This window comes from Desulfotomaculum sp., assembly GCF_982386235.1.
The window spans coordinates 30,956-57,284 of record NZ_CEVWQM010000024.1; the positions used below are offsets into that span (position 1 = coordinate 30,956).

Genomic DNA, 26,329 nt, shown 5'->3' on the forward strand with positions numbered 1-26,329 from the left:
CACATTTTTTAGGAGGCCATCGTGAGTCTATATTCTTTTGACGGACAAGGTTTAAAAATGATGATTCTGGGCAGCACAAACTTGCTTGCCCGACATAAATCAGAAATAGATTCCCTAAATGTATTTCCTGTACCAGATGGGGATACCGGAAATAACATGTATCTAACCCTTCTAGCTGCGGCTAAAGAGGTTCAAAATATAGAGTCAACCCATATTGGTGAAGTTGCAGAGGCAGCGGCCCAAGCTTGTTTGATGGGAGCAAGGGGTAATTCGGGGGTTATTTTATCACAACTTGTGCGGGGATTGGCAAAGGCCTTAGCCGGCAAGGAAAAGGCAAATGCCCTGGAGGTTGTTGAGGCCCTGGAAGAAGGGGCTAATTTAGCCTATCAGGCGGTTATGAATCCCGTAGAAGGTACGATGCTGACCGTAATGAGACGCAGCGCAGAGGCGGCTAGAAATGCGGTGCTAAGAAACTATGATTTACTGAGGGTTATGATTATAACCTTACGCGAAGCAAGAATGTCACTTAGCGAAACACCCGAGCTATTACCGGTTTTAAAAGAAGCAGGAGTTGTGGATGCTGGCGGTAAAGGTTATGTCATTATCTTGGAAGGAATTCTAAGTATCTTAAAACGGGCTGAGGACATTACTCTGTTAATGGATTTTACTGCCCGGCAGGAGGACAAATATACGAAGGGTGTTGGCCGGGAATTAGATACGGAAATTCACTTTACTTATTGTACGGAATTTCTTGTCAAAGGTTCAGATATTCCCCTGGACACACTTCGTCATGAATTGGCCCCCTATGGTGACTGCCTGATGGTCGTTGGCTCAGAACAAGTGGCCAAGGTACATATTCATTCCAATCACCCTGGACTGGTATTGGAAAGTTGTCTAAACTATGGTTCCATCCATGAGGTAGCGATTCACAATATGAAGGATCAAAGTAAACAGTTAAAAAAAGAGTCCGTTGAAGAAAAAGAGTTTGGCATTGTTACGGTGGGTACCGGGGAAGGTATTATCGATATTATGAATAGCCTTGGTGCGGATGCCGTAATAGTTGGTGGTCAAACCATGAATCCTAGCACAGAGGAGATCGTCCGAGCCATACAGGGAGTGAATGCCAAGGGTATTCTGGTTCTTCCCAATAACAAAAATATTATTTTAGCCGCTGAACAAGCTGCCAACATGTCTAGTAATAAGAAGGTCAAGGTCATACCAACCCGTACAATTCCCCAGGGTTTAAGTGCACTGCTGGTTCAAAATCCAATGGGAGATTTAGAAGATAACTTTCAGAGAATGAGTGAGGCTGCTCAGTCTATAAAAACCGGGGAGGTTACCAAGGCTGTTCGGGAGACCACCCATAACGGTCTGAAAATCGAACAGGGCGACCTGATTGGACTAGCGGAAGGAACGATTGTTGCCGTAGGAACAGAACTTATTTTGGTTTTAAAAGATATGCTTAATAATATGCTGGCTGAGGATCATTCGCTGGTGACCCTTTATTATGGAGCGGAAATCGGAGACCGGGCAGAGGAAATACGGACGGAATTACAAAATATTTTTCCGGATATTGAATTTGAACTCCATTATGGCGGACAGCCACTTTATTATTTCATCTTATCAGTGGAGTAAAATTAGGCGGGTGATGTCATGCCAACGATAAATATCGTCACAGATTCTACTGCAGATTTACAGGGAGATTTATATCATAAGTTTAATATAAGCAGAGTGCCCCTGAAGGTGATAATTGGCCAGGATGTATATCGGGATGGGATTGATATTTCACCGGATCAATTTTATAATCGGTTGCTGCAAGGGGATTTTGCTACCACATCTCAGCCTTCCCCCGGTGACTTTGCCCAGGTTTTTCGAGAGAAAACTGCGGCTGGTGACAGGGTGCTTTGTCTCACCTTGTCCGGTAAGTTAAGTGGAACCTATCAATCCGCTTGTATTGCCAGTAGTATGGTTACCGGCCAGGTGGAGGTTATTGATACCCAATCAGCCACATGGGGTGTCGGTTTCATGGCCATTGCAGCTTCCCGGGCTGTAAATGAAGGAAAGACCTATGAAGAAGTAAAAAAAATTATCAATCAACTGACGATGAAGATGAGAATTTTGTTTCTTGTGGAATCACTTGATCACCTGGAAAGGGGAGGGCGAATTGGTAAGGCCCAGGCCTTTTTGGGTTCCCTGCTAAATATTAAGCCTCTCCTTTGTGTAAGGGATGGCCTGGTGTATCCCTATGAAAAGGTTCGTGGCAAAGCCAAGGGGTTAGAAAGAATTATGCAAATTATTGAAAAAGATACTGCCGGGGCTGAAATGGTTTGTGCAGTTTTAGCCGGAGGTGACCCGGAGGCCAGAGGGATTTTATTGCAAAAATCCAAGGAACGTTTAAATTGTCGTGAAATATGGCAGGGCGACGTGGGGCCTGTGATCGGTTGTCATACTGGGCCGGGAGTTACCGGAATCATTTATTATACTGTATAAGCAGCAAAAAAAATCCTAGCGAATTAATCTTATAGAAGGTTTTTTTTCTTAAACGAAGAATATCTCCTAAGAATATCTTTAGGAGGGATCTTATGAAAAGGATTGCTATCTTTACTTGTAAAAAAATTAGAGATGTTAGCTGTGTTGCTTGTTTGAAATGTTTTAAAGCCTCTGATTTAAAAGAGGGAGAATTTGCCCGTCATGAAGATGAAGTCAAAATTGTAGCTATGACCGGCTGTGGGGACTGCCCAGGCCTAGTAATGCCACGGGCACAGCTTTTATTGGAACAAGCCGATTACCTGGAAAGCGATATCGATGCAGTTCATATCGGAACTTGTATGGTTAAGGCCGTTCAGACTGCTGCTTGCCCCATTGATTTAGAGGGCTTGAAGAAAAAATTAGAAACAAAGTTTAAAGAGGTCATTATTGGTACCCATAATTACTAGCAGTTTAAAGGGTCAATAGGTGCAAAACTGCACCTATTGACAAACCGATTGCCTTTGTCTTATATTATAAATAGTTAGAGGGGAGTAGCCCAGAGAAACGGGGTCAACAGTACGGCGCATTTAAGTGCCTGGCTTCGTTGTTGGTTTTCCAATGGCAAGACCTTTAACACAAGGTTCTGTATCAGAGCTTTGTGTTAAGGGTCTTTTATTTTATACTTTTAGCCATAAAGAGGGGGTGATGGGCAATAATAATATAATACAGAGAAATCAAGATTACCTTAATAAAAATAATGAAGGAGGGACCCGGGAAATGAATAATATAAAAGCGATTCTATTAATGGGGATACTCAGTGTTATATTAATAACCATTGGCCAAGCAGTGGGAGGAACCCAAGGTGCTACCCTTTTTCTTCTGATTTCACTAGGGATAAATTTTATTAGCTACTTTAACAGTGATAAAATGGCCATCAAGATGACCCGTTCACAACCAGTATCGGAACAGGAAGCTCCTGAATTGTATGACATGATTAGAAATCTGGCTCGACGGGCCCAACTGCCCATGCCCAAGGTTTATATTACCCCCTCCCAGCAACCCAATGCCTTTGCCACAGGTCGTAATCCCGAACATGCCGCTGTGGCAGTAACCGAGGGCCTGCTGCACCTTTGTGACCGGGGGGAATTGGAAGGCGTGCTGGCCCATGAATTAGCCCATATTGCAAATCGAGATATTCTGGTAAGTTCCATAGCGGCGGCCTTTGCCGGGGCCATTACCTGGATTGCCAATATCATTCAGTGGGGTGCTATTTTTGGCGGCATGAGGGGGGATAATGAGGAAGGCGGCGGCCTTGGTGCTTTGGTATTGGCCATCCTGGCACCCATTGCAGCCACCATTGTTCAACTGGCCATTTCTCGCTCCCGAGAGTATGGTGCCGATGAATTGGGAGCCAGAATAGCCGGTAAATCCGATGGCCTAGCCAATGCCCTGCTAAAATTGGAAAGGGCAGCCCACCAAATTCCCATGCAAGTGAACCCGGCGGCTTCCCATCTGTTTATTACCAATCCATTGTCAGCACGATCCTTTGCCAGAGTTTTTAGTACCCACCCCACCACCGAGGAACGTGTGCAAAGGCTCCGTCAAATGAGGTTTTAAACAAAAATGGGGCACTCTGTTATCAGGGTGCCTTATTACACCCCCAAAGGAGGGCTATCGTTGATTATTGGTATAATGACGGTTGAGCTGCATATTAGTGGTGCCACCACCTTAAAGGAAAAAAGGCGAGTCTTGAAGAGTATGATTGATCGAATTCGCAGCAAATATAATGTGTCAATTGCAGAGGTAGACAATCAAAACCTCTGGCAGAGGGCGACCCTTGGCGTTGCGGCAGTTAGTAATGAAACCAGCCACGTAAACCAGATGTTGGATACGGTAATCCGAACGATAAAGTTTAATGGAGAAGCAGATTTAATGGATTATTCCATTGAAATCCTTTAAAATTACCGTAATGGTAAAAATATCTTGGTATGGAAAAGATAGTAGGAGGACAGGTAATGACACGGGTAGAAGAATTATTAAAACAAATCGAAGACTTAACCTTTGAAGAACAAAACATCCTGTTTAACCTTTTAGCGGATACCCTTGATAATTTTGGTTGGTTTAAGTTAAACGATATAACTTTTAAATAAGGGGGTATTTTTTAGTGACAGCCAAGGTTTATTTTGCTGATACCAGAGCCAATGTAAAGCAAAACATGATTGATAAGTTACAGCGACTTTATGAAAGATCCGGCATTAAGGATATTATTGCCCCAAAGGATCTGGTAGCCATTAAGGTGCATTTTGGAGAAAGGGGCAACACGGCTTACATCAGACCACAATTTGTCAGGCGGCTAGTGGACAAGGTAAAAGAGCAAAAAGGAAAACCCTTTTTAACAGATGCCAATACCCTATATGTTGGCAGCAGGTCCAATGCCGTTGATCATTTACAAACAGCCATTGAAAATGGCTGGGGCTACTCGGTTGTCAATGCGCCATTGGTTATTGCCGATGGTTTGACTGGCAAGGAGTATACCAATGTAGAAGTTAACCTTAAACATTTTAAAGAGGTTAAAATAGGTTCAGGAGCACTCCATGCAGATGCCTTTATTGCCATCAGTCACCTGAAAGGTCATGAACTGACTGGTTACGGTGGTGTGCTAAAAAACATTGGGATGGGGCTGGGTTCACGTAGTGGCAAGCAGATGATGCATTCGGATGTTCGTCCTAGAATCAACTTAGAAAAATGTACAGGCTGCAGTAAATGTCATGCCTGGTGTCCGGGCGAGGCAATCGCTTTAAGGGATGAAGATAGAAAATCCTTTATTTTGGAGGAGCATTGTATTGGCTGCGGGGAATGTACCGTAAGCTGTCCCTTTGGTGCCATTGCTGTTAATTGGAAGACTAAACCGGATATCATTCAAGAAAAAATTGCCGAATACACCATGGGTGTTCTCAAACACTATCCAGGCAAGTGTGGTTTTATTACTTTTGTAAATAACATTACGCCAGAATGCGACTGCTGCGGTTGGAATGATGCTCCCGTTGTGCGGGATATTGGTATTTTGGCATCCTTAGACCCAGTGGCACTGGATCAGGCATGTGTGGATTTGATTAACCAAGAACATGGCTTGCCCGGTTCCAGGCTGGAAGGTCAACCCCACGGCTCAGATAAATTCCGTGCCCTTTGGCCCCATGCGGATTGGACCAGGGGACTGGAGTATGCAGAAAGCATTGGTCTGGGCACCAGAAAATACGAGCTGATAAAAATCTGATTGACAAAATAAAAAGGTGTCGCAAAACTACGGTTAGTAGGCAAGCGACACTTTTTTGCATTTAAATTGCAGGGAACGATCCCGGTGTCGTTCCGCACCGCATGAGAACGGTATTATTTTAAATTTACCACAAAATTACATGCAACAATCGGTTATAGAAAAACCGACAAATATAACTTTTATTCATAATTAACATAAAAGGAAATGATGATAAGGTAGTTTAATATTAATTAAAGGAATAGATAAATCTACTGATGGAGGAAAAGACATGAGACCAGAGAGTATGAAAATATTTGATGAACTCCGTAATCTAAATGTGCTTACGGTTCAAAATGCCAAAAGAGAAGGGGAAAAAGTTGTTGGTTGTTATTGTACCTACACACCCCAGGAGTTAATTCTGGCCGCCGGGGCCCATCCGGTGACCCTCTGTGGGACACGTCAGGATCCTATTCCTGCGGCTGAAAGGGACTTACCAAGAAACCTCTGTCCATTGATTAAATCCAGCTATGGTTTTGCGGTCAACGGCAAATGCCCCTATTTCGAGTCGGCTGATGTGCTGGTGGCTGAAACAACCTGTGACGGTAAGAAAAAAATGTATGAGTTAATGAGCAAGATTAAACCCATGCATGTGATGAATTTACCCCAAACCTCCCAGGGGGAAGCGGCTCTGGCAGTCTGGACCCAGGAAATGGTTGTTCTAAAAGACTGGCTGGCTGAAAGGTTTGAAGTAGAGATCACAGAGGAAGATATCCGTAAGGCAGTTAAGCTCATGAATAAGGAAAGAGATGCCATGAGACGCTTGCATGCCACCACGAAGGCTAAACCATCCCCTATAACTGGTGTGGATTTATTGGTTTCCGTTTGGACCAAGGGCTTTAATATTAATAAAGAAGATGGTATTTCTTTGGTGGAGCAGCTCACAGCAGAAATTGAAGCATTAACTGCCCAAGGCATTAGCCCCTTCACCAAGGAAACCCCAAGAATTTTACTAACTGGTTGCCCAGTTGGTTTCGGATCGGAAAAGGTTGTTCGTTTACTGGAGGAAAGTGGGGCATCTGTGGTTGCCTTTGAAAATTGCTCCGGCTATAAGGCTTTGGATCGATTGGTGGATGAGAGTGAAACCAAAGATGTCATGGTGGCACTGGCAGAAAAATACCTAAACATTCCTTGCTCCTGTATGACACCCAATGATGGCAGACTGGAATTAATTCATAAAATGGCGAAGGAGTATCAGGTAGATGCCATCGTGGATTTAACCTGGCAGGCCTGCCATACTTACAACATTGAAGCCTTTGTCATCCGGGATTATGTGCAAAACCAACTAAACTTACCCTATCTGCATTTGGAAACGGACTACTCGGAATCGGATGTAGAGCAATTGAGGGTTCGTGTGCAAGCTTTTCTTGAGTTAGTTCAAGGAGAATAAAAGTATGATTACAGCTGGCATTGATGTGGGTTCAGTTTCCACAAAGGTTGTGCTCTTAATTGATGATGAGATAAAATACCTGGTTCGTCCAACCGGTTGGAGTCCCCGGGATGCCGGTTTAAACACTTATCAAGAACTATTAAATTCTGTAGGATGTAAGACCAGTGATGTGGAAGCTATCGTTGGTACTGGCTACGGTCGGATTTCCTTGGGCATGATCGACAAAGCAGTTACGGAAATTCACTGTCATGCCAGGGGTGCCAATTACCTGGTTGGGCGGGGTGGCTTGTTAATTGATATTGGCGGTCAGGACAGCAAAGCCATTCTGATGAATGATCAAGGTAAGGTTATTGACTTTGCCATGAATGATAAGTGTGCCGCGGGAACCGGGCGTTTTTTACAGGTAATTGCTGCTGCCCTGGGGGTTGATGTCAGTGAACTGGGGGAGTTGGCAGAGGGTAGATCCCCCTTGGATATTAATAGCATGTGTACTGTCTTTGCAGAATCGGAAGTGATTAGTTTACTGGCCAAGGGTGCCGATAAGCGGGATATCATTGCTGGGATTCATCGGTCCGTAGCAAGGCGGGTTTGGGGCATGGCCAGCCGTTTCGGAGCCAACCAAGGTGTTATTTTCACCGGCGGCGTGGCCCAAAACCACGATGTTCGCAACCGTTTGTCCGAGGAAGCTGGTTGTTCGGTAATTGTGCCAGAAATCAGCCAGTTGGCCGGTGCGCTGGGAGCAGCCCTTTCTGCCAGGGAACTAACGAAAACGCATTAAATTAACCTCAAAAATGTCGTGGCCAAAAGCTACGGCATTTTTATATATGCTCGGCATGGGCCTTACCTGTAGGGTGAAAGTCCCAACGCGTAAGGCAATAAAGAGTTGACAAAAGTGGACGAGAAAGTATACTTACAAATAACGACTTATTCTCAGGGCGGGGTGAAATTCCCCACCGGCGGTATCTCAGTTATACTGAGGAGCCCGCGAGCGCTCTTTAACTTTAAAGAGGTCAGCAGAACTGGTGAAAGGCCAGTGCCGACGGTATAGTCCGGATGGAAGAGGATACGGCAGTCAGTAAAAATCTGCTCTTAATAATTATTTTAATTTATTTTGCATGAGTGCATGCTGTCTGTCTGGTGTGCCCTGATTCAAGTAAGTCCGACTAATTATTTAGGAGGAATATACTGTGAATCAAAATTTGCTAACTCGATTTGGAAATGCAACCGAAAGAATGGAAGCTGCTCTTGACGCACTTCGTAGTGGTCAGGGAATTTTAGTTACCGATGATGAAGACAGGGAAAACGAAGGGGATATTTTTTTTGCCGCTGAGTCTTTGACCAATGAGCAAATGGCCCTGTTAATCCGTGAGGGCAGTGGGATTGTGTGCTTGTGTTTACCGGAAGAAAGAGTCCAGGCTTTAGATTTACCGATGATGGTGGAAGTGAACACGAGCAGTTTTGAAACGCCTTTTACGGTTTCTATTGAAGCGGCAAGCGGAGTTACGACGGGTGTTTCCGCTGCTGACCGTGTAACTACTGTCAAAGCAGCGATTGCTGACCCTGCAAGACCCAATTTGCTGCGGCGGCCCGGACATATTTTTCCTTTGCGGGCTAAACGGGGCGGTGTGTTGGAACGACAGGGGCATACAGAAGCCAATGTAGACTTAATGCGACTGGCTGGCTTAAAACCTTATGGTGTATTGTGTGAATTAACAAATTCCGATGGTACAATGGCGCGGTTGCCTGAAATCGTGGCATTTGCCGAGAAGAATAATATGATTGTAGTTACAATTAGCGATATAATTGCTTATCGAATGGAAAAGGAAATCGTACCGCAACATGAACCGCAGTATACCTAACGGTACGTACAGTGGTAGGAGAGGAGGGGGGAAGCCCCCTCCTACTCAATCATCTTTCCTAATTTAAACATTAAATCGAAAGTGTATGATATCCCCATCTAGTACCACATACTCTTTTCCTTCCAATCGCAGCCTACCGTTTTCTCTGGCTTGGGCCATGGAACCAGCCCTTACCAAATCAGCATAGGAAACAACCTCAGCCCGAATAAAACCCCGTTCAAAATCGGTGTGAATAACACCGGCAGCCTGGGGAGCTTTCGTTCCAGCGGGCACAGTCCAGGCACGAACCTCTTGGACACCTGCAGTGAAGTAAGTTCGGAGTCCCAGCAGATGATAGGCCGCCCGAATGAGTTTATCCAACCCGGACTCTTCCAGGCCCAATTCTTCCAAAAAGAGCTTCTTTTCGTCTCCCTGCAATTCAGCAATTTCAGATTCCAATTGGGCAGAGACAGGGACTACGGTAGCATTTTCCAGTCTGGCATATTCCTTCACTTGTTGAACCAGGGGATTATTTTCAAAATCCTGGATGTCATTCTCGTCTATATTGGTGACATAGATAATTGGCTTTATCGTTAACAAATGAAAGGATTTAATCAAACTCATCTCTTCTTCCGAAAACGCCATGCTTCGTGCTGGCTTACCCTGGGCCAGAGCTTCTTCCTTTAACCTTTGGATTAACTGATACTCCGTTTTCGCCTGTTTATCCTGGGATTTGAGTTTACTGGCTAGCCTTTCCTGTCGACGCTCCATACTATCCAAGTCAGCCAATACTAATTCCAAGTTAATTACTTCAATATCATTGATTGGATCAATTTTACCGGAAACGTGAGTAATATCATTATTAATGAAGCAACGCACCACATGAGCAATGGCATCCACTTCCCGGATGTGTGCTAAAAACTTATTGCCCAAGCCCTCACCACGGCTGGCACCTTTCACTAAACCGGCTATATCAACAAATTCAAAGGTGGTTGGAACGGTCTTTTTAGGCACCACCAATTCAGTTAGTTTGTCCAGACGCAGATCAGGAACAGATACGACCCCTACATTGGGCTCAATGGTACAAAAGGGGTAATTTGCAGATTCCGCCCCCGCTTGGGTAATGGCATTAAATAAGGTGGATTTCCCCACATTAGGCAACCCGACAATTCCACATTTTAAAGACATTCAATTACTCCTTGTAAAAATATTTTAGGCATACCTTTAAAAGTATAGTAAGAAAAAATTTGCATGGCAAGTTAAAAAAATATTTAGTTATTATCGGTCATTGTTTGAAAAGTATCATTCTACTAAAACCCTGCGTTCTTAATTAACTTGTATGATTTGTATAGATTTGGGGTCCTGTAGAATGATATAGTATGAAATGAAGTGCTCGTTTTGGAATAAGCCAAGTTTGCTAAGAATTTGAGGTGAAATGTTTTCTATGCAAGGAACTTTAATTAAACATTTAGGAAAACATGTGGGTGAAGAGGTAACGGTTCAGGGCTGGTTGTACAATAAAAGGTCTTCAGGAAAGATTCAGTTTTTGATATTACGGGATGGTACTGGGATGGTTCAGGGAGTTTTAGTAAAGAAGGAAGCCCCGGAATTTTTTGATCTGGCTAAAGAACTTACCCAAGAATCAGCCATAAGATTAAAGGGTCTGGTGCGGGAAGAACCCCGTTCAATGGGGGGCTATGAGCTTACGGTTACTGGCTTGGAGATTATTAACCTGGCCCAGGAATATCCGATCTCCCATAAGGAGCATGGGGTGGACTTCCTAATGGATCGCCGTCACCTTTGGATTCGTACACCTAGGCAAAATGCCATTCTGCGTGTCCGGTCCGAAATAGAGCAAGCAGCGAGGGATTTCTTTCACCAAAATGACTTTACCCTGGTGGATAGCCCCATTATTACTCCGGCAGCCTGTGAAGGAACGACGACACTTTTTGAGTTGGACTACCACGGAGAAAAGGCCTTCTTATCACAGAGTGGTCAATTGTACAATGAAGCATCTGCCATGGCAGTGGGACGTATGTACTGTTTTGGACCTACCTTCCGGGCGGAAAAGTCTAAAACCCGTAGACACCTAATGGAATTTTGGATGATTGAAGCCGAGGCGGCTTTCTTTGATTTTGAAGATAATATGAAGCTGCAGGAAGAAATGGTTTATTTCATTGTTCAGCGGGTACTGGAACGCTGCCGTCCGGATTTAGAACGATTAGAACGGGATATTAGTAAACTGGAAGCCATCAAATTACCTTTCCCACGCCTTAGCTATACGGAGGCAGTGGAACTCTTAAAAAGCAAGGGTGAAGCCTTTGAATGGGGTGAGGACTTTGGTGCTCCCCACGAAACAATCATTTCAGAATGCTTTGACTCACCTGTATTCATTCACCGTTACCCCACTGAAATCAAGGCTTTCTACATGAAGCCAGATCCGGAGGACCCAAGGGTTGTGCTGGGGGCAGACCTAATTGCCCCAGAGGGCTATGGGGAGATGATTGGTGGGGGACAGCGTATCGATGACCTAAAGCTTTTAGAGGAAAGATTGGCAGAACATAAATTACCGAAGGAAGCCTTTGAATGGTATCTGGATTTACGCCGCTATGGCAGTGTACCCCATTCTGGCTTTGGACTAGGCCTAGAACGTACCGTTTCTTGGATTTGTAAGTTGGATCATGTTCGGGAAACCATTCCCTATCCTCGTATGCTTTACCGTGTCTATCCATAATATTTTTCAAAAGAAATGGCCTGGGATATAATGTCCTGGGCCATTTTTAAAAGATCCACTGGAACCAATTTTGTGTCATCCTGAGCGAGCGAAGGATCTCTCAGATTGAAAAAGGCTTGATGGTATTCTTCATGGGTTTATTAAGTTGGAAAGAGAAGGGAGTTTTATATGGCAAAGATTCTCCACGCTAAATACATGGCAAAATGTATCGGATGTTATTCCTGTATGCTGGCCTGCGCCCGGACCATTAGGCGCAGCTTTTCCTTGCACAAGTCAGCCATTCAAATCCACACTGCTGGTGGTTTGCAAAGTCGTTTTCTGGCCGACATTTGTCGGGGTTGCTTGGAACCAGCCTGTGCTAAGGCCTGTAATTGTGGGGCTTTAATACCAAGAAATGGTGGTGGAATTAGGTTTATACCAGACAAATGCATGGGCTGTCAGGATTGTGTAGAGGCCTGTATTGTAAATAGTATTCGTTTCGATCATGAAAGCAATAAGCCCATTGTATGCATCCAATGCGGCTCTTGTACCAGATATTGCCCTCACCAGGTAATTACAATGGAGGTGAGAGAGGATGGCTCCTAAAAGAAAAATCAAGGTACTGCAGATTAATTTAACGGAGGGAAAGGTAGAAACCATCCTTCGTGAAGATTTGGCTCCTTTTATTGGCGGTATAGGTATTGCTGCGAAGCTATTCTCTGAAATCGTAGACCCAGCTAAGGACCCGCTGCATCCGGAACAACCAATTATTCTGGCCAATGGTCCCATGTCTACCATATTTCCAGTGGTAACAAAGGTGGTAGCAGTATTTCGCTCACCACTGACCGGTGAATGGGGAGAGAGTTATGCGGGGATGCGTCTAGCCCTAGCCATGCGCATGAGTGGTTACCAGGCTATTGTTATACGTGGCAAAGCAACAAAACCAACCTATTTGTCCGTTAGTCATCAAGGGGTTCGTTTTAAAGATGCCTCAGCCCTCTGGGGTTTGTCAGTTTCTGAAACTGGCAGTATCCTAAGGAATCTGGAAAGGGGCAGAGGTCACCGCAGTAGCATTCGTATTGGCCCCGCAGGGGAAAGGGGGGTAGCCTTTGCCAATGTTAATGTGGACACCTATCGACATTTTGGCAGACTTGGCCTTGGTGCGGTTTTTGGTGCTAAGAACCTCAAGGCTGTGGTCATACATGGCGAAAGGGAAGAAAAAATAGAAGACTATCAAAGCTACAATCGCGTTTATAAAGCAATATATGACCGTGCCGTTAGTACGGACATAATGGAAAAATATCATGGGTTAGGGACAGCTATCAATGTTAACGGCTTAAACAATTTACAGGGGCTGCCCACCCGTAATTTGCAACAAAGTCATTTTGAACACGCCGAGGCCATCAGTGGTGAGGCCTTTGCCGAGAATTCGTTGGTTCGCAAGATGGCCTGTGCAGGTTGTCCTGTGGGCTGTATTCATATTGGTTTGCATCGCAGGGAATTTGGCCCTGGTTATGATTATGAGTCGAAAAACCTATCCTATGATCACGAATTGATTTTTGCCCTAGGATCTTTTCTTGGCATGTCGTCCCAGGGTAAAATCTATGAATTAATCGATGCGGTAGAAGAATTAGGTATGGATGCCATATCTGCTGGAGTCCTGTTGGGCTGGGTTACCGAAGCCTTTGCTAAGGGGATTATTTCTGAGGCTGAGCTGGGGGTTCAACCAAACTTCGATCAACCAGTCGCCTACCTAAAAATACTACAACAAATTGTTAAGCAGCCTAATCGATTATATCAAGTGATGGCTCAGGGTGCCTATAAAGCAGCCAATCTCTATGGTGGGACAGAATATGCCCTAACCCTAGGGAAAACAGAAATCGCCGGCTATCATACAGGTTATCTAAACATTCTTGGCCAAGCAGTGGGGGCTAGACACAGTCATCTGGATAACGCCGGCTATTCAGTGGATCAAAAACTAAAGGACAAGTCAGAGGCTGAGAAAGTAACGGCCCTTATTCAAGAAGAGAAATGGCGTAATGTCTTAAATTGCCTGACCATCTGTTTGTTTGCCAGGGAAATTTACCAGCAAGATACGGTTATTGAAGCCCTGGCTGCCATAGGCATTAGCACCACCGCGGAAGAACTGGCTACGTTAGGTCAGGCTATATACGAGATCAAAAACCAGACCAGGCAACTTCTAGGCTATCACCTGGACAAGCTTGAATTCCCGGAGCGCTTTTTTGAGACACCTAGTTTAACAGGTGCTTTGGCAAGGGAAAAAATGGATAACTTTTTGGAGATTTATAAAAAACAAACAGGCCGGTAGTTTGGCTGAGGATTAGCCGTCAGCTTTTGGGCGCAATAGGCCTGGGCTTTTTGTGCATGTTATGCTTAGAGGTATTTGATAAATTAATAGCATGAATTTTGCAAAACGACTGTTGGGAACACTTGTTCTATGATAAAATAATACGAAAGAGCTTACCTGTTAATATTGGAGCCGGTAATAAAAGAAAATCTTCTTCATGCTGAGCTAGCGAAGGATGACAGAAAGCTATGCCTTAACGGGGTGTTAAGATTGGAATTATTGGAAAAGCTAAGGATTTTATCCGATGCGGCAAAATATGATGTATCCTGTTCGTCCAGCGGCAGCAAGCGCAAAAGTATTGCCGGCGGCCTGGGCAACGCAGCCCAGAGTGGCATTTGTCATAGTTGGTCGGACGATGGCAGATGTATTTCCCTTTTAAAAATACTTCTTACCAACTACTGTGTCTTTGATTGTGCCTACTGTGTAAATAGGGTTAGTAACGACCTGCCTAGGGCTGCCTTTACCCCGGAGGAAGTGGTTGATTTGACCATCAATTTTTACCGGAGGAATTACATCGAAGGCTTATTCCTTAGTTCCGCCATCTGTAACAACCCGAATCATACCATGGAACTGCTGTTGCAAACGGTACGAAAACTAAGACTAGAGGAACGTTTTAATGGCTATATCCACCTAAAGGCTATTCCCGGGGCGGATTGGCGATTAATAGCCGAGGCTGGCACCCTGGTTGATCGAATGAGTGTAAATATCGAACTGCCTTCCAATGAAGGGTTAAAACTACTGGCACCGCAAAAAAGAAAGGAAACCATTCTTAAACCAATGGGTCTTATCGGTTCACATATTTTAGAAAGTAGAGAAGAAAGGAAAATCTCCAGAAAAGCTCCCTCCTTCGTGCCAGCCGGGCAAAGCACCCAATTAATTATCGGTGCCACACCGGATACAGATCTTAAGATTATTAATCTATCGGAAAATCTATATAAAAATTTCGATCTTAAAAGAGTGTATTATTCAGCCTACGTACCAGTATCCAATAAACCCGTACTACCACAAATCGCTACCCCACCACTTAAGCGTGAAAATCGGTTATACCAGGCCGACTGGCTGCTTCGTTTTTATGGTTTCAAGGCGCAGGAACTTCTTTCTGAAGATCAACCAAATTTTCAACTTGACCTTGATCCTAAATCCGATTGGGCCTTACGGAATCTTCATATATTTCCGGTGGAAATAAACAAGGCGGACTATCCTTTAATCCTTCGGGTACCAGGCATCGGGGTGAAAAATGCAAGGAAAATAATAACGGCCCGAAGATTTCACTCTCTGGGCTTTGAAGATTTACATAAGATGGGCATTGTCTTAAAACGAGCGCGCTATTTTATCACCTGTAAAGGCAAATATTATGGTGAAGTACCTTTTAGGGCAGAGGCAATCAAAAGCCGCCTATTGCCCCACCCCAAAAAAGAAACCTACACCCAATTGGCCCTGTTTACTGAGCAAAGCTTGGGTTACCAATTGGAAGATGCCCAGGCTTGTATTACAGGGGAGATTTAACATGATTTATTTTATTTATGATGGAAGCTTTGAGGGGTTATTAACGGCTGTTTACGAGGCTTATTACCGAAGTGAGAGGCCGGATTATATTGTTTACCAAGATGAATTTCAGCAGGATTTATTTAGTCAGGCCATAACCATTCACACGGATCAAGAGAAAAGCGACAAAGTCTATCGGGCCATAGAGGATAAGATATCCTTTTATACCCTGCAGCAGATATTTTATGTTTATTTATCAGAATTACAGGGTAGCGGAACACTAATTTATCAATATCTCAGATTGGGATTCCAGCTAGGACCCAAAATAAATTCTAATTTGGCTGAGGATACAGTGAGAAAGGTATATGAACGAAGTCAAAGGGTTAGTAAGGAAAGGCACCGTATGCTAGGGTTAATTCGTTTTCAAAAATTAGCCAACGATTGTTTTTATGCAACGATGGAACCGGACCATAATATAGTTGGGCTAGTGTCACCCCACTTTGCCAATAGATTGTCTGACCAAAATTGGATGATCCATGACTTAAAAAGGAAAATCGCCGCTGTATACAACAAAAAGGAATGGCTATTAACAAACCTGGACATCCCACAAGGGCTTACCTTGGCTGCAAATGAAGCCTACTACCAGGAATTATGGAAAAAATATTTTTCCAGCACAGCAATTCAAAATCGGATTAACCCCAAGCTGCAAAAACAGTTTATGCCCATCCGATACTGGAAGCATCTGATAGAGAAAAAACCAAGCAAATAGAAAACCGCACCTTTTTGGTGCGGCTTAAATTTATATCTAATCCTCCCGATCGATATGGAAATGATTGTGATGAATTTTGAGCCGATGTTTTATACCACATTCAGGACAGGATAATGCTTCACCGTCTTTAAAGCGCATTTCACCGATGTGCTTACTGCAACAGATAATTTCGATGCCAATCAGGGATCCATCGTACTTTTGGTTGACCCGATAACCATAATTAGGTTTTAGAGTTTCCATTTTAATCATCCCCCTTGTGGTTACTTTATTATTTCTTCTCCATGAAGTCCAAAATTCCTGCCGATGTTGATGTTGAATTGAGTTTTGGTAATAAAATAGAAAATTATACATACTTTTGTCAAAAACATGAAACTTTTGGTAATTTCTTTAATATTCGTTTATATATAAACATGTTTAACGTTAATATATAGCTATATTTAGTTAGATAATTATAATTAATCCCTATGCCATAAAACTACACAAAATTACATGATTTGATTTTTAGATCCATTATAAATAATATTTAGAGTAATATTCTTAAATTTCCAGGAACATAGCTCTTGATTTATTTCTGCAAAGTAGTATAATCTATAATTGTCGCAGGAATGCGGCATATTCAAAGTACAGTGAGTAGTCGCTGTTGCGTTTTAGACGCAGCAGAGGAAAGTCGAGACACGCACACAGGCTGAAAGAGCCAATAGGCAGCGGCTTGTGTAAGATGGTGCCCGGCGCAAGCCGGGGCAGGGCGACCTGACGACGGTGAAAATAACTCCCGGAGTTATTAGTAACCCTAAAGTGCCACAGAAACGATGTCACCGGGCGACCGGTGAATGCAAGGGTAAACTCCACCAGCGTGCAACCCAAATAGGCAGGGACAATTGTCACCTGCGGGTAGGGGCACCTCGCATAGCGAGGAAGGGGATCATTCCCCTTAGATAGATGACTACTAAAACAGAATCTCGCTTACAGCTGTATCTTTGGATATTATTTTTTTAAAATGGACTTGCACAGTTTGTCAAACTATGCTAAAATAACTTTTGTCGGAAAGAGCTGGGGGCGTGGCGCAGCTGGGAGCGCGCTTGAATGGCATTCAAGAGGTCAGGGGTTCGATCCCCCTCGTCTCCACCAAAAAGAATTGAAAAAACCCTTGGAATTGTTGAGATTCCAAGGGTTTTTTATTTTTTAGGGAAGTGCCCAAAAGTGCCCCGAAATTTGATTAGTAAGTTTACTAAACCAAAAAGAAGCAGAAAGAGCTACCGGCTAATGAACATTTGGCTTAAAAAGCAAAACAATTAAGCCCAGGAACCCAGTGCTCTTACTTATCGTCTATCTAAATAAAGATAGGTAATTGCACATCTTCTAGGAGGGGTTTAGTTGAGGGAAAAATATATTGGTCTTTTCACGGCTTTTCTTTTAATTAGTATGCTTGTCTCTCCAATCACCGTTTTTGCGTCAAATAACAATTTAAGACTAGGGCAACCAAACCAACATGTAGATGATATTGTTTTTAAAGAAACAATAAAAGGAGCCCTTAAAAGTAGAAGCGAAATGAACTTTGTTTTACCCAAAGGAGTTACTTTTACATCTTTGCCGATAGTTGAAGTTTCTAACGGTAACCTAGAACTTGATACGATTACGGACGAATTTAAGTTGGATGGAAGAGAATACATTAAAGTTAAAATTAAGAGCGAAAGTAGTATTCCAAGTACAATAAAAATAAGAGATATGAGGCTTACGGTAGACCGAACTGTTCCAGATGGACCCCTGTATTTAGAACTCACTGGCACAGCAATTAGTGAAACAGGTTCTGTTTTCCCAGGGGAAGATGCAATGCAAATACAACTTGGTGAAGTAGTTGAAGCATCAACAGATATGCATGTGGCTTTTAAAATTGGATCTCAGGTTTATTATCAAGGTAGCAATGCGAAGGTAATGGATGCGGTACCCTATTTAAAGGGAAATCGTACTTTTGTTCCACTTAGATTTTTAGTTAATACTGTAGGAATCACAGACAAAGACATTGCTTTTGATAATGGTAAAGTTACAATTAATAAAGGTGCTAATTTAATTGAGTTATCGGTAGGTAAAAATGAAGTTATTGTTAATGGAGAAAGCTATACTACAGATGTTGCGCCAGAGGTTCGGGATGGGCGAATTATGTTACCAACGCGTGCTGTTGCAGAAATTTTGGGAGCTAACGTAGACTTTGTGGAAGACCAGATTATTATAACGACTACAAATTAGTTTAAACTTATAACGCCTTCGGGGCGTTATTTTTATGCCCTGGTGCCAGTTGGTGCCAGGGCCATTGTTACCGGGAGGTGGGGGGCTTTTTTATTTTTCTGTAACATCTCTGTAATATCCTGGTGTTAGAATTTACTCAAACTAAAAAAATGGGGTGTGTTTATGAAAATAACCGTTAACGGCAATGTTGATCAAAAAGAAATTGACAGTATAGTCGCGGAAGAAAAGGAACGCCTTGCAGCAATGGGCAAGGAGGTAGGCACTATTGAAATATCAGTGGTAAGTCCTGAGGAATTAGAAGTTAAGACCTGGGCAAAATCTAATATTCGCCGGGTCAGGCGTATCACTGGGTATTTGAGCACGGCCGACAGGTTCAACGATGCAAAGCGGGAAGAGTTAAGGGATAGGGTAGTACATAGTTAGTTGGGGCACCTGCCGAGAGGTGGGGGTATTTTGTGTTTACAAGATCAAATAATGAAACGGTCCCAAAAGGTGACCGATTAAATATCAAACCTTATCAATAAAGCTAAGCGCTACAGCAGGCACTTAGCTTTATTGCATCACACTACCCGGCGGGCTGTTTTCCCAAAAGGAATAACCCCTAGCCAGGGGGAACTAGGGGTTATTCCCAAGGAGATAAACAAATGTGTTAGTGAGGCATTCACCCAATGGTATAATATGGTTAATGGACCAAAATGTTACTATAAAACAGAATTTATATATTGCCACCGCACGCATATTTGGCAGACTCAAACCAAACCGGCGTGCGGTGGTGATTGTTATGTGTAGATTGTATCGACAGTCTGTAGAAATCCACCCTGGTCCGCCAGTCCCTTAGTTTTCAGTGGAAAGGCTACTAGAAATATTTAGGACCATTTAACTAAAATGATCATATTATGAACGAAAGATTATAAAGGTGTTGATGCCCATGGCCTCTTATATCCGAGTGCTACACGCTTCCCCGGATTCGCCATCCGTTGATGTCTATGCGAATGAACGGACATTAGCAAAAACATTAACCTATCGAAATTTTACCGAATACATTCCTTTACAAGAAGGTAACTATAACATTAAAGTAAGTCTTTCAGGGTCGCAAGGGGAAGCGATTGCGCAAGATAACATGAGAGTTTATCCTAATTCTATCTATACCGTGGCAGTGACAGGGATGCAAAGGAAAATCTGCATTATGCCCATATCCGACCTAATAGACCGCGTGGGCTTAAATGTTAATTTCAAGTTGGTTCACCTTTCCCCGGATACTGCTAATCTGGATATTGGATTTCAAAATGGAACGAATTTATTTAAAGACGTACCCTATTGCGAAGCAACTAGTTATATTACTTTTCCACCCGGCACCTATACCTTCCAGGCAAAGGTCACGAATACAGAAAACGTGGTACTGACAGTTCCTAATCAGAAACTAACTTCTTCTAAAGTCTATACCGGATATATTGTGGGACTTAGTAACAGCAATCCTCCCTTACAGATGCTCACTCCACTTGATGGGAGTTCATACTTGAACACGAATGATAGTCCGTCAGGGAAGTTAATAATAGATTCAAAGAAAGCGGATGTTAGCGGCGATCAAGTTGTTGATACGGTTTTTTTATATGGAGATAAGCCTGACCCCACAAGTCCTTTTACGGATAACTTATCGGTATGTGTGGAAGATGGAAAAAACAATAAAAGCATCTGTGCGGTACCTCCCTCAAATGCCGGTTATAATGCCAATCTTTTTTTGGGAGATTTCAATGATGATAATGTTGCTGATATTCTCGTTCGCATAGAATCAGGTGGTAGTGGAGGTTATTTATTTGCGTATGTTTATACAGTTCTTAACAACAGACTAGTAAATATCTTTGATTATGAAGATTTTAATGCAAATAGTCAGTATCAGGTAAATTTTATGGATAATTACTTAGTTGAAGTTACTCAAATAAACAACCATAATACCTTTTTGATCGATCTAAGTAACCGTAAGGAGGAGTTTTCCGATATATATGATGAAAACGGAAAATTAATTCAGCCTTTACAGGGTAGTGTGTTGCCATTAGGTGGGCTTATACCTCAAGATACCGATAACGATGGTAATTTTGAACTAATTGCGATCCAACGCATTATCGGAAGGTTTAATGCGGAAACCCTTGGCTATGTGAAAACAACCTTGGATTGGGATGGAACAGGTTTTACTACAATAAAAACAGAGATTGTTACCTCGATAGATCAATTCTAATATAGCTATGGACTAATGACGAGGTTCATAGTTTTTGCTTATCTACAAGATCGGACACTTGATAAAACCGAATCAAGAAGCTACAAAAGACCTGAACAGGGAAGAAATGTGCAGGTCTTTTTGTATTTACTTCTGAACGCAAAAACGAATGGATGCATGTCCCCTTTGATACCTAAAGAAACTTTTCCTCTTAATGGTTTCAGCTAATTGACAAAGGAAAGTTTCTTGGATATTATGTTATACGATATATCGCATGCCATAATATTAAGGAGAGGGATAATGTGTCCTATTCAGGGGGCCCGATGACGGAAGCAATGTATTATATACTTTTGGCTTTAATGAATCCGAATCATGGTTATCAGTTAATGGCTGCAATTGAACAAGTATCAAATGGGCGCATAAAAATGGGTCCAGGAACGTTGTATGGCGTTCTTACAAGACTGCAAAAGGATAATCTCATTGAAATATTAAGTGATGATGGCAGAAGGAAGACCTACGCTATTACGGAAGAAGGCAGGGTTGCCCTCAAAGCGGAATATGAAAGGTTAAAAGACATGATTCAGGATGGAAGAATAATAGAAGGGTGATTATAGATGGGAAGGATAGTAAAAAGACTAATGCTTGACGATATCTATGCTATTGGTCGAAATGAAAGCTGGTTTTCTGCTATGGCAAGTAAAGGTCTGCATTTAAAAAAAATCGGGCGTCTATTTGTTTACTTCGAAAAAGGGGAACCAAAAAAAACCAAATATAGAATTGATTATCTTAAGGAAACACCTTCGCAGGAACAACTGGATGTTTATCATGATTGCGGTTGGAATTTTATCGCAAATAGTGGTTATTTCTATGTTTTTTCTGCTGACGAGAAATCATGCACCACGGAGCTGCATACTGACCCAATTGAGCAAGGGTTTTCCTTGTCAGAGTTAAATAAGCGGCTTAGAAATAATTTAATCATTATATCCATTGCCATGTTATTGTTCTTGGGCATGATGATAAGCATCTATGCTTTCAACGATGAGCCCGTTTTATTTATGATTAAAGGCCAGTTTGTCCAGCAAATGTTCCTTGTGATTGTTGAGCTGTACGTTTTTTATTCGGTAATACGCAACTATATGGTGATTCACAAGCTCAAACAATCTCTACTCCAGGGTACAGAAATTAATCATAACGAGGATTATAGGAAAGCCAGGTTGCTGGGGGGTATATTGGCAGGTATATCGATACCCATGGCATTATTTACAATTATCATACCCTTTGCCGAATTTGCTGCAAGCAAAGACTATACACTTCCAGAAGGCAATGCTAATCTGCCAATTATCAGGCTGGAAGAGATAGAGAAAGGTCCGAATCTTATGCGTGAAACAGGTTATAATGGCGATCATGTTGATTGGGCAAATCGGGTTAGCTACGATTGGAACCTGTTAGCACCTGTTCAGTATGAAATAGATGAACATGGAGTCGTTCGTGGTGAAATGTGGGAAGATAAAAGCGGTGTATATTCGCCGAGCATAACCACCCGATACTATAAGTTAACCTTTGGCAGCATGGCAGAAAACCTTACTCTTGATCTTATTCATCGCTACGTTTGGCGTGATAACACGGAAGTTAAGAATATCAATCATCCGAAGTTTGATAAACTATATATTGCTCAGGATGGTATTCGCAAACAGATCTTTGTCTATTTGGATAATCAAGTAGTCCATGTTACCTATTACGGCAAAGAGCGAATAGAGGAAATCATACCGTTGCTTGCCCAAAAGATGATTGCTTATCAGGAACGAATGGCGAAGGGGTAATAGCAGAAGAATGCGAAACAAAGATTTATTTATATAGTGTGAGGGGTGGATTTTATTATGAAAAAGAAAAAAATAACGATTTCTGTCTCTATTATTCTGATAATCGTTTTGGCCTATATAGCAATTGGTAACCCGATGGTATTCTTTAATAATCAGAAACTAAAACGAGAAGTTACAGCAATTGAATCCGATAATGTGAAGTTGAATGAAATTGTACCTTTTGAGTGGGATACGGTATATACATTCGGACCATATACAAATAAAGAACAAATTGAAGATGTTATAGGTTTTAAGAGTCATTCTATTCAAGAGACTGTAAGCGAAGGAATGGTTCAATTACTTTTCGTCAAAGACAAAAAAGTGGTATCTAGTGTATGCGGCTACAGCAGTACTTTGGGTTATAGAATAGATTTTTTTGATAGAATCAGGTACACAGACAATGCTGTTTTTTCAGTTGAAAGAGATTCTGATATAGTTAGGCTAACTTATAAAAAATGAGCATTATTTTAGGGGAATCGTATGTTAGATCATTCTTTGTTACATATCAGCAGAAAGGTGTGCAACAATAGGGGAGAAATTTTTATGGGAAGAATTATAATGGCGATTGTTTTAACTGCTATGGGTGGTGTTCTTGGAAGTTTTTTAGAACCACCCGCATTGCAAATAGCATACCGCTTGCAATTATGGGAGGATTTATTTTAGCAGCGATTCAACGTAGAAATGATAAATAAATTGCGTATAATAGAATATGACATAAATATTTATAAACCATAGCGTAGGTTCGACATCGACACGAAAGCGCCAGCCGGCAACAATGCCTCGACTGGCGCTTTCGTGTTTCTTATGGCCCTAAATCCAAACATAATGCCTTTGTTAACAAGGGTGAAGCTATCGATAGTGCTTTGAGATTATCTTCAAGCATCGTATGCTGCCAAGTGCCCTGCGCTAATTTTTTCTGGGCTTTTTTACTTTTGCTAATCAGTGAAGCTATTGGTGCAAGCGCTTTTTCCAAGTCCTCTTTCGTATATTTGTCCGTTGCGTCATGCTTTGCTAATTCCCTTTTTATCAATGACGATGCGATATAAAGCGCTTTAATCCGGTTCTTTTGTAAGGTGTACTGGGAAGTACCTGGTGCAAATTTTTCTTGTGCTTTCTCACCTCGCTCAATCATTGAGGCGATAGCTCGAAGCGCTTCTTCCATATCTTTCTTCGTAAAATCACTCATAAACTCAACCTTCCATAATTATGGGAAAGGGGACAAGGGGATAGGTTGTTTGTTCCGGTTTTAAATTAATATGAGTTCAGGTAAAAATATACCAACGAGTTTTTCTCGACAGACACTTTTCCCTTATCAAGGACACGCTAAACTATAAATACTCTATTTAAAACCAATTGACAATTATGTAAAAAATGGAAAAAATTGCACCTTTTAAAGGGGCAATACTTAATCTAAATCATAGCATAACCAAAATAAAAAGTATAGTATTTTTTTTGTTTCTTCTTATACTTAAATTGTAACTTAAAATAAAAATGCATAGGGAGTTGTTGCATCCTGTTTAATCAAAAAGAAACCTGCGAAAGAAAGCATTTAAATCATGTTCAAGAAAAGCTCAAAATGGCACTTGAGCGTATTGAACAAAAAATAACGAATTACTCCAATGAGATATTAGAAATCAAACGGTATATGTATGAAAATCTGGCCCAACTTGACCTTGCGGAAAAAGCAGCAAATCGAATTGCGGTTTCTGAGGGTGTTGCTTTTGGAGAAGAAGCTGTCAAGGAAAGAGAAAGGCTTCAAAAATTAATCCAATCCCCCTATTTTGGAAGAATTGATTTTGCTGAAGCAGAAGAAGTAAAGGAGGAAGCATTCTATATCGGAGTACATGCATTTGTTGATCCCGTGACGGCTCAACACATCATTTATGATTGGCGAGCGCCTATTTCGAGCATGTTTTATGATTTTGAATTAGGTCCGGCATTTTACGTAGCCCCTATCGGAAAAATTGACGGAGTACTAACCCTAAGGCGGCAATATAAAATCAAACAAACTCAAATGGAATATATGCTTGAAAGCTCTCTGAATATTGGCGACGAAATTTTGCAGAAGGAATTAAGCCAGAATTCCGACGATAAAATGAAAAACATTGTAGCAACCATTCAGAGGGAGCAAAACGCGATTATCAGAAATGAAGCAGCAAAAGTATTGATTATACAAGGAGCGGCTGGTTCTGGAAAAACATCGATTGCATTACACCGAGTCGCGTTTTTACTGTATCGATATAAAGAAACTTTGAAATCGAAGAACATTCTGATTATCTCTCCTAATAAAGTCTTTAGTAACTATATTTCTAGTGTCTTGCCGGAATTAGGAGAAGAAAATATATCGGAAATGGGCTTTGAAGATATTGCTTCAAGCATGATGGATAAGAAGTATCAATATCAAACATTTTTTGAGCAGGTGGAGAATTTGTTGGATAATGGGAGCTCGGATGCCATTGCCAGAATGGAGTTTAAATCAACGAATCATTTTGTTGAACAACTCCAAGCCTACTTGGAATATGCCGAAGACGAATATTTTGAGCCAATCAACCTTGATTTTGGTGTTCTTTCTATTTCTAAGGAAGACTTACTTTCGCGCTATCATGCTTATAAAAGACTACCTATTAAGCGGCGTTTTGATAAAATTGCCAATGATGTAATTGCAAAATATAAAAATTATATAGGGGGAAAGCTAGATGCTAAAATTGTCCGGCAAATAAGAAGCAGCATTTTGAAATTGTATCGATTCCCTAACGCGGTATCCTTGTACCAAAATTTTTATCACCACATAAAACGCGAGGATTTATTCCAGTTCATCACTAAAAATACATTTGAGTTCTGTGATGTCTTTCCATTTATCTTAGTAAAAATGTATTTTGATGGAGTGGAGCAAGATTACAAAGGTATACAACACTTGCTGGTTGATGAAATGCAGGATTATACGCCCATTCAGTATGCCGTATTGGCAAAATTGTTTTCCTGTAAGATGACGATTTTAGGGGATGGATATCAAAGCGTTAATCCTTACAGTTCCTCAACCGTGGAGAAAATACAACCATACTTTGCTGGCTGTAATTGTGTGGAATTATACAAAAGTTACCGCTCAACCATTGAAATTACTCAGCTTACGAAAAAAATTATAGAAAATAAAAAGCTGATTCCTATTGAGCGGCACGGTGATACACCAACGATAACGGTATGCCGGACCCAAAAGGAACAACTTGATAAAATACGATACTGGATTGAACAATTCAAGCAATCCGGACATGCCTCACTGGGTATTATCTGCAAATCACAAAAACGAGCGAGGCTGCTGTTTAAACAGATTCGTGCTGTTTATGATGATGTTATTCTGTTAGATTTTGGAAGCAATGAGTTTAAAGATGGTATCGTCATTACTTCTGTTCATATGTCTAAAGGGCTTGAATTTGATCAAGTAATTGTACCAGATACCTCAGAACACTTTTACAAAACACCATTGGATAGAAGCCTGTTATATATCGCTTGTACAAGGGCAATGCACAAATTGGATTTAACCTGTTGCGGAAGAAAAACCACTTTTTTATGTGAACCAGAAAAGGTATTTGAATTGGCTGTCGATATGGCTAATATTTGAGAAAGGCTAGCTCAATTTTTAACTTTACCTGGCTCTTTCATCTTCTTCCTGAAAAT

25 protein-coding genes, 1 tRNA gene, 1 other RNA gene and 1 riboswitch are annotated in these 26,329 nt (G+C 41.8%); of the genes, 24 read left to right on the forward strand and 3 right to left on the reverse strand.

All coding sequences use genetic code 11. The annotated features are described in order from the left end of the window. Positions 1 to 21: 21 nt before the first annotated feature. From AC1U9Z_RS13720 to ribB, 10 genes are all read left to right on the forward strand, one after another. Positions 22 to 1,635: a DAK2 domain-containing protein gene (locus tag AC1U9Z_RS13720; protein WP_479957900.1), complete on the forward strand. Its 1,614-nt coding sequence runs from the start codon at positions 22 to 24 to the stop codon at positions 1,633 to 1,635. Positions 1,636 to 1,653: 18 nt separating this feature from the next. Next, positions 1,654 to 2,490 (forward strand): DegV family protein, encoded by an 837-nt coding sequence (locus tag AC1U9Z_RS13725; RefSeq protein WP_479957902.1) that lies wholly within the window; start codon positions 1,654 to 1,656, stop codon positions 2,488 to 2,490. A 92-nt stretch (positions 2,491 to 2,582) separates the two neighbouring features. Next, on the forward strand, positions 2,583 to 2,936 hold the full coding sequence (locus AC1U9Z_RS13730; RefSeq protein ID WP_479957904.1) for a CGGC domain-containing protein: 354 nt from the start codon (positions 2,583 to 2,585) through the stop codon (positions 2,934 to 2,936). Between the two features lie 310 nt (positions 2,937 to 3,246). Continuing rightward, positions 3,247 to 4,086, forward strand: a complete 840-nt coding sequence (locus AC1U9Z_RS13735; protein WP_479957906.1) for a zinc metalloprotease HtpX — start codon at positions 3,247 to 3,249, stop codon at positions 4,084 to 4,086. A 60-nt stretch (positions 4,087 to 4,146) separates the two neighbouring features. Then, entirely contained in the window at positions 4,147 to 4,428 is a 282-nt protein-coding gene (locus AC1U9Z_RS13740; protein WP_479957908.1) for a DUF503 domain-containing protein, read from the forward strand. Positions 4,429 to 4,484: 56 nt separating this feature from the next. Continuing rightward, positions 4,485 to 4,619: a hypothetical protein gene (locus tag AC1U9Z_RS13745; RefSeq protein WP_333529368.1), complete on the forward strand. Its 135-nt coding sequence runs from the start codon at positions 4,485 to 4,487 to the stop codon at positions 4,617 to 4,619. Between the two features lie 14 nt (positions 4,620 to 4,633). Next, entirely contained in the window at positions 4,634 to 5,743 is a 1,110-nt protein-coding gene (locus tag AC1U9Z_RS13750) for a DUF362 domain-containing protein (protein WP_479957910.1), read from the forward strand. Between the two features lie 268 nt (positions 5,744 to 6,011). Beyond that, the gene (locus AC1U9Z_RS13755) at positions 6,012 to 7,169 is read left to right on the forward strand and encodes a double-cubane-cluster-containing anaerobic reductase (protein ID WP_479957911.1); all 1,158 of its coding nucleotides are present in this window, start codon (positions 6,012 to 6,014) and stop codon (positions 7,167 to 7,169) included. A gap of 4 nt (positions 7,170 to 7,173) precedes the next feature. Continuing rightward, on the forward strand, positions 7,174 to 7,947 hold the full coding sequence (locus AC1U9Z_RS13760) for an acyl-CoA dehydratase activase (RefSeq protein ID WP_479957913.1): 774 nt from the start codon (positions 7,174 to 7,176) through the stop codon (positions 7,945 to 7,947). A 144-nt stretch (positions 7,948 to 8,091) separates the two neighbouring features. After that, positions 8,092 to 8,238: riboswitch (FMN riboswitch) on the forward strand. 118 nt (positions 8,239 to 8,356) lie between these two features. Then, the gene (gene ribB, locus AC1U9Z_RS13765; RefSeq protein WP_479957915.1) at positions 8,357 to 9,028 is read left to right on the forward strand and encodes a 3,4-dihydroxy-2-butanone-4-phosphate synthase; all 672 of its coding nucleotides are present in this window, start codon (positions 8,357 to 8,359) and stop codon (positions 9,026 to 9,028) included. Between the two features lie 63 nt (positions 9,029 to 9,091). Here ribB and ychF read toward each other — a convergent pair whose 3' ends face one another. Continuing rightward, positions 9,092 to 10,195, reverse strand: coding sequence for a redox-regulated ATPase YchF (gene ychF, locus AC1U9Z_RS13770; protein ID WP_479957917.1), 1,104 nt, complete (start codon positions 10,193 to 10,195; stop codon positions 9,092 to 9,094). Positions 10,196 to 10,451: 256 nt separating this feature from the next. Between ychF and asnS the strand changes: the two genes are divergently transcribed. From asnS to AC1U9Z_RS13795, 5 genes are all read left to right on the forward strand, one after another. Beyond that, positions 10,452 to 11,741, forward strand: coding sequence for an asparagine--tRNA ligase (asnS, locus tag AC1U9Z_RS13775; RefSeq protein WP_479957919.1), 1,290 nt, complete (start codon positions 10,452 to 10,454; stop codon positions 11,739 to 11,741). Between the two features lie 168 nt (positions 11,742 to 11,909). Next, positions 11,910 to 12,326, forward strand: a complete 417-nt coding sequence (locus AC1U9Z_RS13780) for a 4Fe-4S binding protein (RefSeq protein WP_479957921.1) — start codon at positions 11,910 to 11,912, stop codon at positions 12,324 to 12,326. Beyond that, positions 12,316 to 14,049 carry an aldehyde ferredoxin oxidoreductase N-terminal domain-containing protein gene (locus tag AC1U9Z_RS13785; RefSeq protein ID WP_479957923.1) on the forward strand — a complete coding sequence of 578 codons (1,734 nt, stop codon included), beginning with the start codon at positions 12,316 to 12,318 and terminating at the stop codon, positions 14,047 to 14,049. Before AC1U9Z_RS13780 ends, AC1U9Z_RS13785 begins: the two co-directional genes overlap by 11 nt. A 249-nt stretch (positions 14,050 to 14,298) precedes the next feature. Continuing rightward, on the forward strand, positions 14,299 to 15,594 hold the full coding sequence (locus AC1U9Z_RS13790) for a putative DNA modification/repair radical SAM protein (protein WP_479957925.1): 1,296 nt from the start codon (positions 14,299 to 14,301) through the stop codon (positions 15,592 to 15,594). A 1-nt stretch (position 15,595) separates the two neighbouring features. After that, on the forward strand, positions 15,596 to 16,342 hold the full coding sequence (locus AC1U9Z_RS13795; RefSeq protein WP_479957926.1) for a TIGR03915 family putative DNA repair protein: 747 nt from the start codon (positions 15,596 to 15,598) through the stop codon (positions 16,340 to 16,342). 36 nt (positions 16,343 to 16,378) lie between these two features. Here the strand turns inward: AC1U9Z_RS13795 and AC1U9Z_RS13800 are convergent, their stop codons facing one another. Beyond that, the gene (locus AC1U9Z_RS13800; RefSeq protein WP_479957927.1) at positions 16,379 to 16,582 is read right to left on the reverse strand and encodes a hypothetical protein; all 204 of its coding nucleotides are present in this window, start codon (positions 16,580 to 16,582) and stop codon (positions 16,379 to 16,381) included. 382 nt (positions 16,583 to 16,964) lie between these two features. Between AC1U9Z_RS13800 and rnpB the strand changes: the two genes are divergently transcribed. The 8 genes from rnpB (at position 16,965) to AC1U9Z_RS13840 (ending at position 23,116) form a co-directional block, all read left to right on the forward strand. Continuing rightward, an RNA gene (gene rnpB / locus AC1U9Z_RS13805) (RNase P RNA component class B) lies at positions 16,965 to 17,313 on the forward strand. 81 nt (positions 17,314 to 17,394) lie between these two features. After that, positions 17,395 to 17,470: transfer RNA gene (locus tag AC1U9Z_RS13810), tRNA-Ala, on the forward strand. A 246-nt stretch (positions 17,471 to 17,716) separates the two neighbouring features. Beyond that, complete coding sequence (locus AC1U9Z_RS13815; RefSeq protein WP_479957929.1) at positions 17,717 to 18,586, forward strand: copper amine oxidase N-terminal domain-containing protein; 870 nt, start codon at positions 17,717 to 17,719, stop codon at positions 18,584 to 18,586. A 162-nt stretch (positions 18,587 to 18,748) separates the two neighbouring features. Next, on the forward strand, positions 18,749 to 19,009 hold the full coding sequence (gene nrdD, locus AC1U9Z_RS13820; protein ID WP_479957930.1) for an anaerobic ribonucleoside-triphosphate reductase: 261 nt from the start codon (positions 18,749 to 18,751) through the stop codon (positions 19,007 to 19,009). Positions 19,010 to 19,514: 505 nt separating this feature from the next. Next, the gene (locus tag AC1U9Z_RS13825; RefSeq protein WP_479957932.1) at positions 19,515 to 20,819 is read left to right on the forward strand and encodes a DUF4397 domain-containing protein; all 1,305 of its coding nucleotides are present in this window, start codon (positions 19,515 to 19,517) and stop codon (positions 20,817 to 20,819) included. Positions 20,820 to 21,100: 281 nt separating this feature from the next. Next, positions 21,101 to 21,406 (forward strand): PadR family transcriptional regulator, encoded by a 306-nt coding sequence (locus tag AC1U9Z_RS13830; protein ID WP_479957934.1) that lies wholly within the window; start codon positions 21,101 to 21,103, stop codon positions 21,404 to 21,406. A gap of 6 nt (positions 21,407 to 21,412) precedes the next feature. Continuing rightward, positions 21,413 to 22,618 carry a DUF2812 domain-containing protein gene (locus tag AC1U9Z_RS13835; RefSeq protein WP_479957935.1) on the forward strand — a complete coding sequence of 402 codons (1,206 nt, stop codon included), beginning with the start codon at positions 21,413 to 21,415 and terminating at the stop codon, positions 22,616 to 22,618. A gap of 57 nt (positions 22,619 to 22,675) precedes the next feature. Further along, the gene (locus AC1U9Z_RS13840; protein WP_479957936.1) at positions 22,676 to 23,116 is read left to right on the forward strand and encodes a hypothetical protein; all 441 of its coding nucleotides are present in this window, start codon (positions 22,676 to 22,678) and stop codon (positions 23,114 to 23,116) included. A 343-nt stretch (positions 23,117 to 23,459) separates the two neighbouring features. Here AC1U9Z_RS13840 and AC1U9Z_RS13845 read toward each other — a convergent pair whose 3' ends face one another. Then, entirely contained in the window at positions 23,460 to 23,843 is a 384-nt protein-coding gene (locus AC1U9Z_RS13845; RefSeq protein ID WP_479957939.1) for a hypothetical protein, read from the reverse strand. A gap of 327 nt (positions 23,844 to 24,170) precedes the next feature. On the opposite strand from AC1U9Z_RS13845, the gene AC1U9Z_RS13850 reads away from it, so the two are divergent. Next, positions 24,171 to 26,273 (forward strand): HelD family protein, encoded by a 2,103-nt coding sequence (locus tag AC1U9Z_RS13850; RefSeq protein ID WP_479957959.1) that lies wholly within the window; start codon positions 24,171 to 24,173, stop codon positions 26,271 to 26,273. Positions 26,274 to 26,329 lie beyond the last annotated feature (56 nt).

Excerpts from the sequence above, each read along its gene's own strand:
- AC1U9Z_RS13725 (WP_479957902.1), top strand. The coding sequence starts at position 1,654 with ATGCCAACGATAAATATCGTCACAGATTCTACTGCAGATTTACAGGGA.
- AC1U9Z_RS13730 (WP_479957904.1), top strand. The coding sequence starts at position 2,583 with ATGAAAAGGATTGCTATCTTTACTTGTAAAAAAATTAGAGATGTTAGC.
- AC1U9Z_RS13735 (WP_479957906.1), top strand. The coding sequence starts at position 3,247 with ATGAATAATATAAAAGCGATTCTATTAATGGGGATACTCAGTGTTATA.
- AC1U9Z_RS13745 (WP_333529368.1), top strand. The coding sequence starts at position 4,485 with ATGACACGGGTAGAAGAATTATTAAAACAAATCGAAGACTTAACCTTT.
- AC1U9Z_RS13755 (WP_479957911.1), top strand. The coding sequence starts at position 6,012 with ATGAGACCAGAGAGTATGAAAATATTTGATGAACTCCGTAATCTAAAT.
- AC1U9Z_RS13760 (WP_479957913.1), top strand. The coding sequence starts at position 7,174 with ATGATTACAGCTGGCATTGATGTGGGTTCAGTTTCCACAAAGGTTGTG.
- ychF (WP_479957917.1), bottom strand. The coding sequence starts at position 10,195 with ATGTCTTTAAAATGTGGAATTGTCGGGTTGCCTAATGTGGGGAAATCC.
- asnS (WP_479957919.1), top strand. The coding sequence starts at position 10,452 with ATGCAAGGAACTTTAATTAAACATTTAGGAAAACATGTGGGTGAAGAG.
- AC1U9Z_RS13780 (WP_479957921.1), top strand. The coding sequence starts at position 11,910 with ATGGCAAAGATTCTCCACGCTAAATACATGGCAAAATGTATCGGATGT.
- AC1U9Z_RS13785 (WP_479957923.1), top strand. The coding sequence starts at position 12,316 with ATGGCTCCTAAAAGAAAAATCAAGGTACTGCAGATTAATTTAACGGAG.
- AC1U9Z_RS13795 (WP_479957926.1), top strand. The coding sequence starts at position 15,596 with ATGATTTATTTTATTTATGATGGAAGCTTTGAGGGGTTATTAACGGCT.
- AC1U9Z_RS13800 (WP_479957927.1), bottom strand. The coding sequence starts at position 16,582 with ATGGAAACTCTAAAACCTAATTATGGTTATCGGGTCAACCAAAAGTAC.
- nrdD (WP_479957930.1), top strand. The coding sequence starts at position 18,749 with ATGAAAATAACCGTTAACGGCAATGTTGATCAAAAAGAAATTGACAGT.
- AC1U9Z_RS13825 (WP_479957932.1), top strand. The coding sequence starts at position 19,515 with ATGGCCTCTTATATCCGAGTGCTACACGCTTCCCCGGATTCGCCATCC.
- AC1U9Z_RS13835 (WP_479957935.1), top strand. The coding sequence starts at position 21,413 with ATGGGAAGGATAGTAAAAAGACTAATGCTTGACGATATCTATGCTATT.
- AC1U9Z_RS13840 (WP_479957936.1), top strand. The coding sequence starts at position 22,676 with ATGAAAAAGAAAAAAATAACGATTTCTGTCTCTATTATTCTGATAATC.
- AC1U9Z_RS13845 (WP_479957939.1), bottom strand. The coding sequence starts at position 23,843 with ATGAGTGATTTTACGAAGAAAGATATGGAAGAAGCGCTTCGAGCTATC.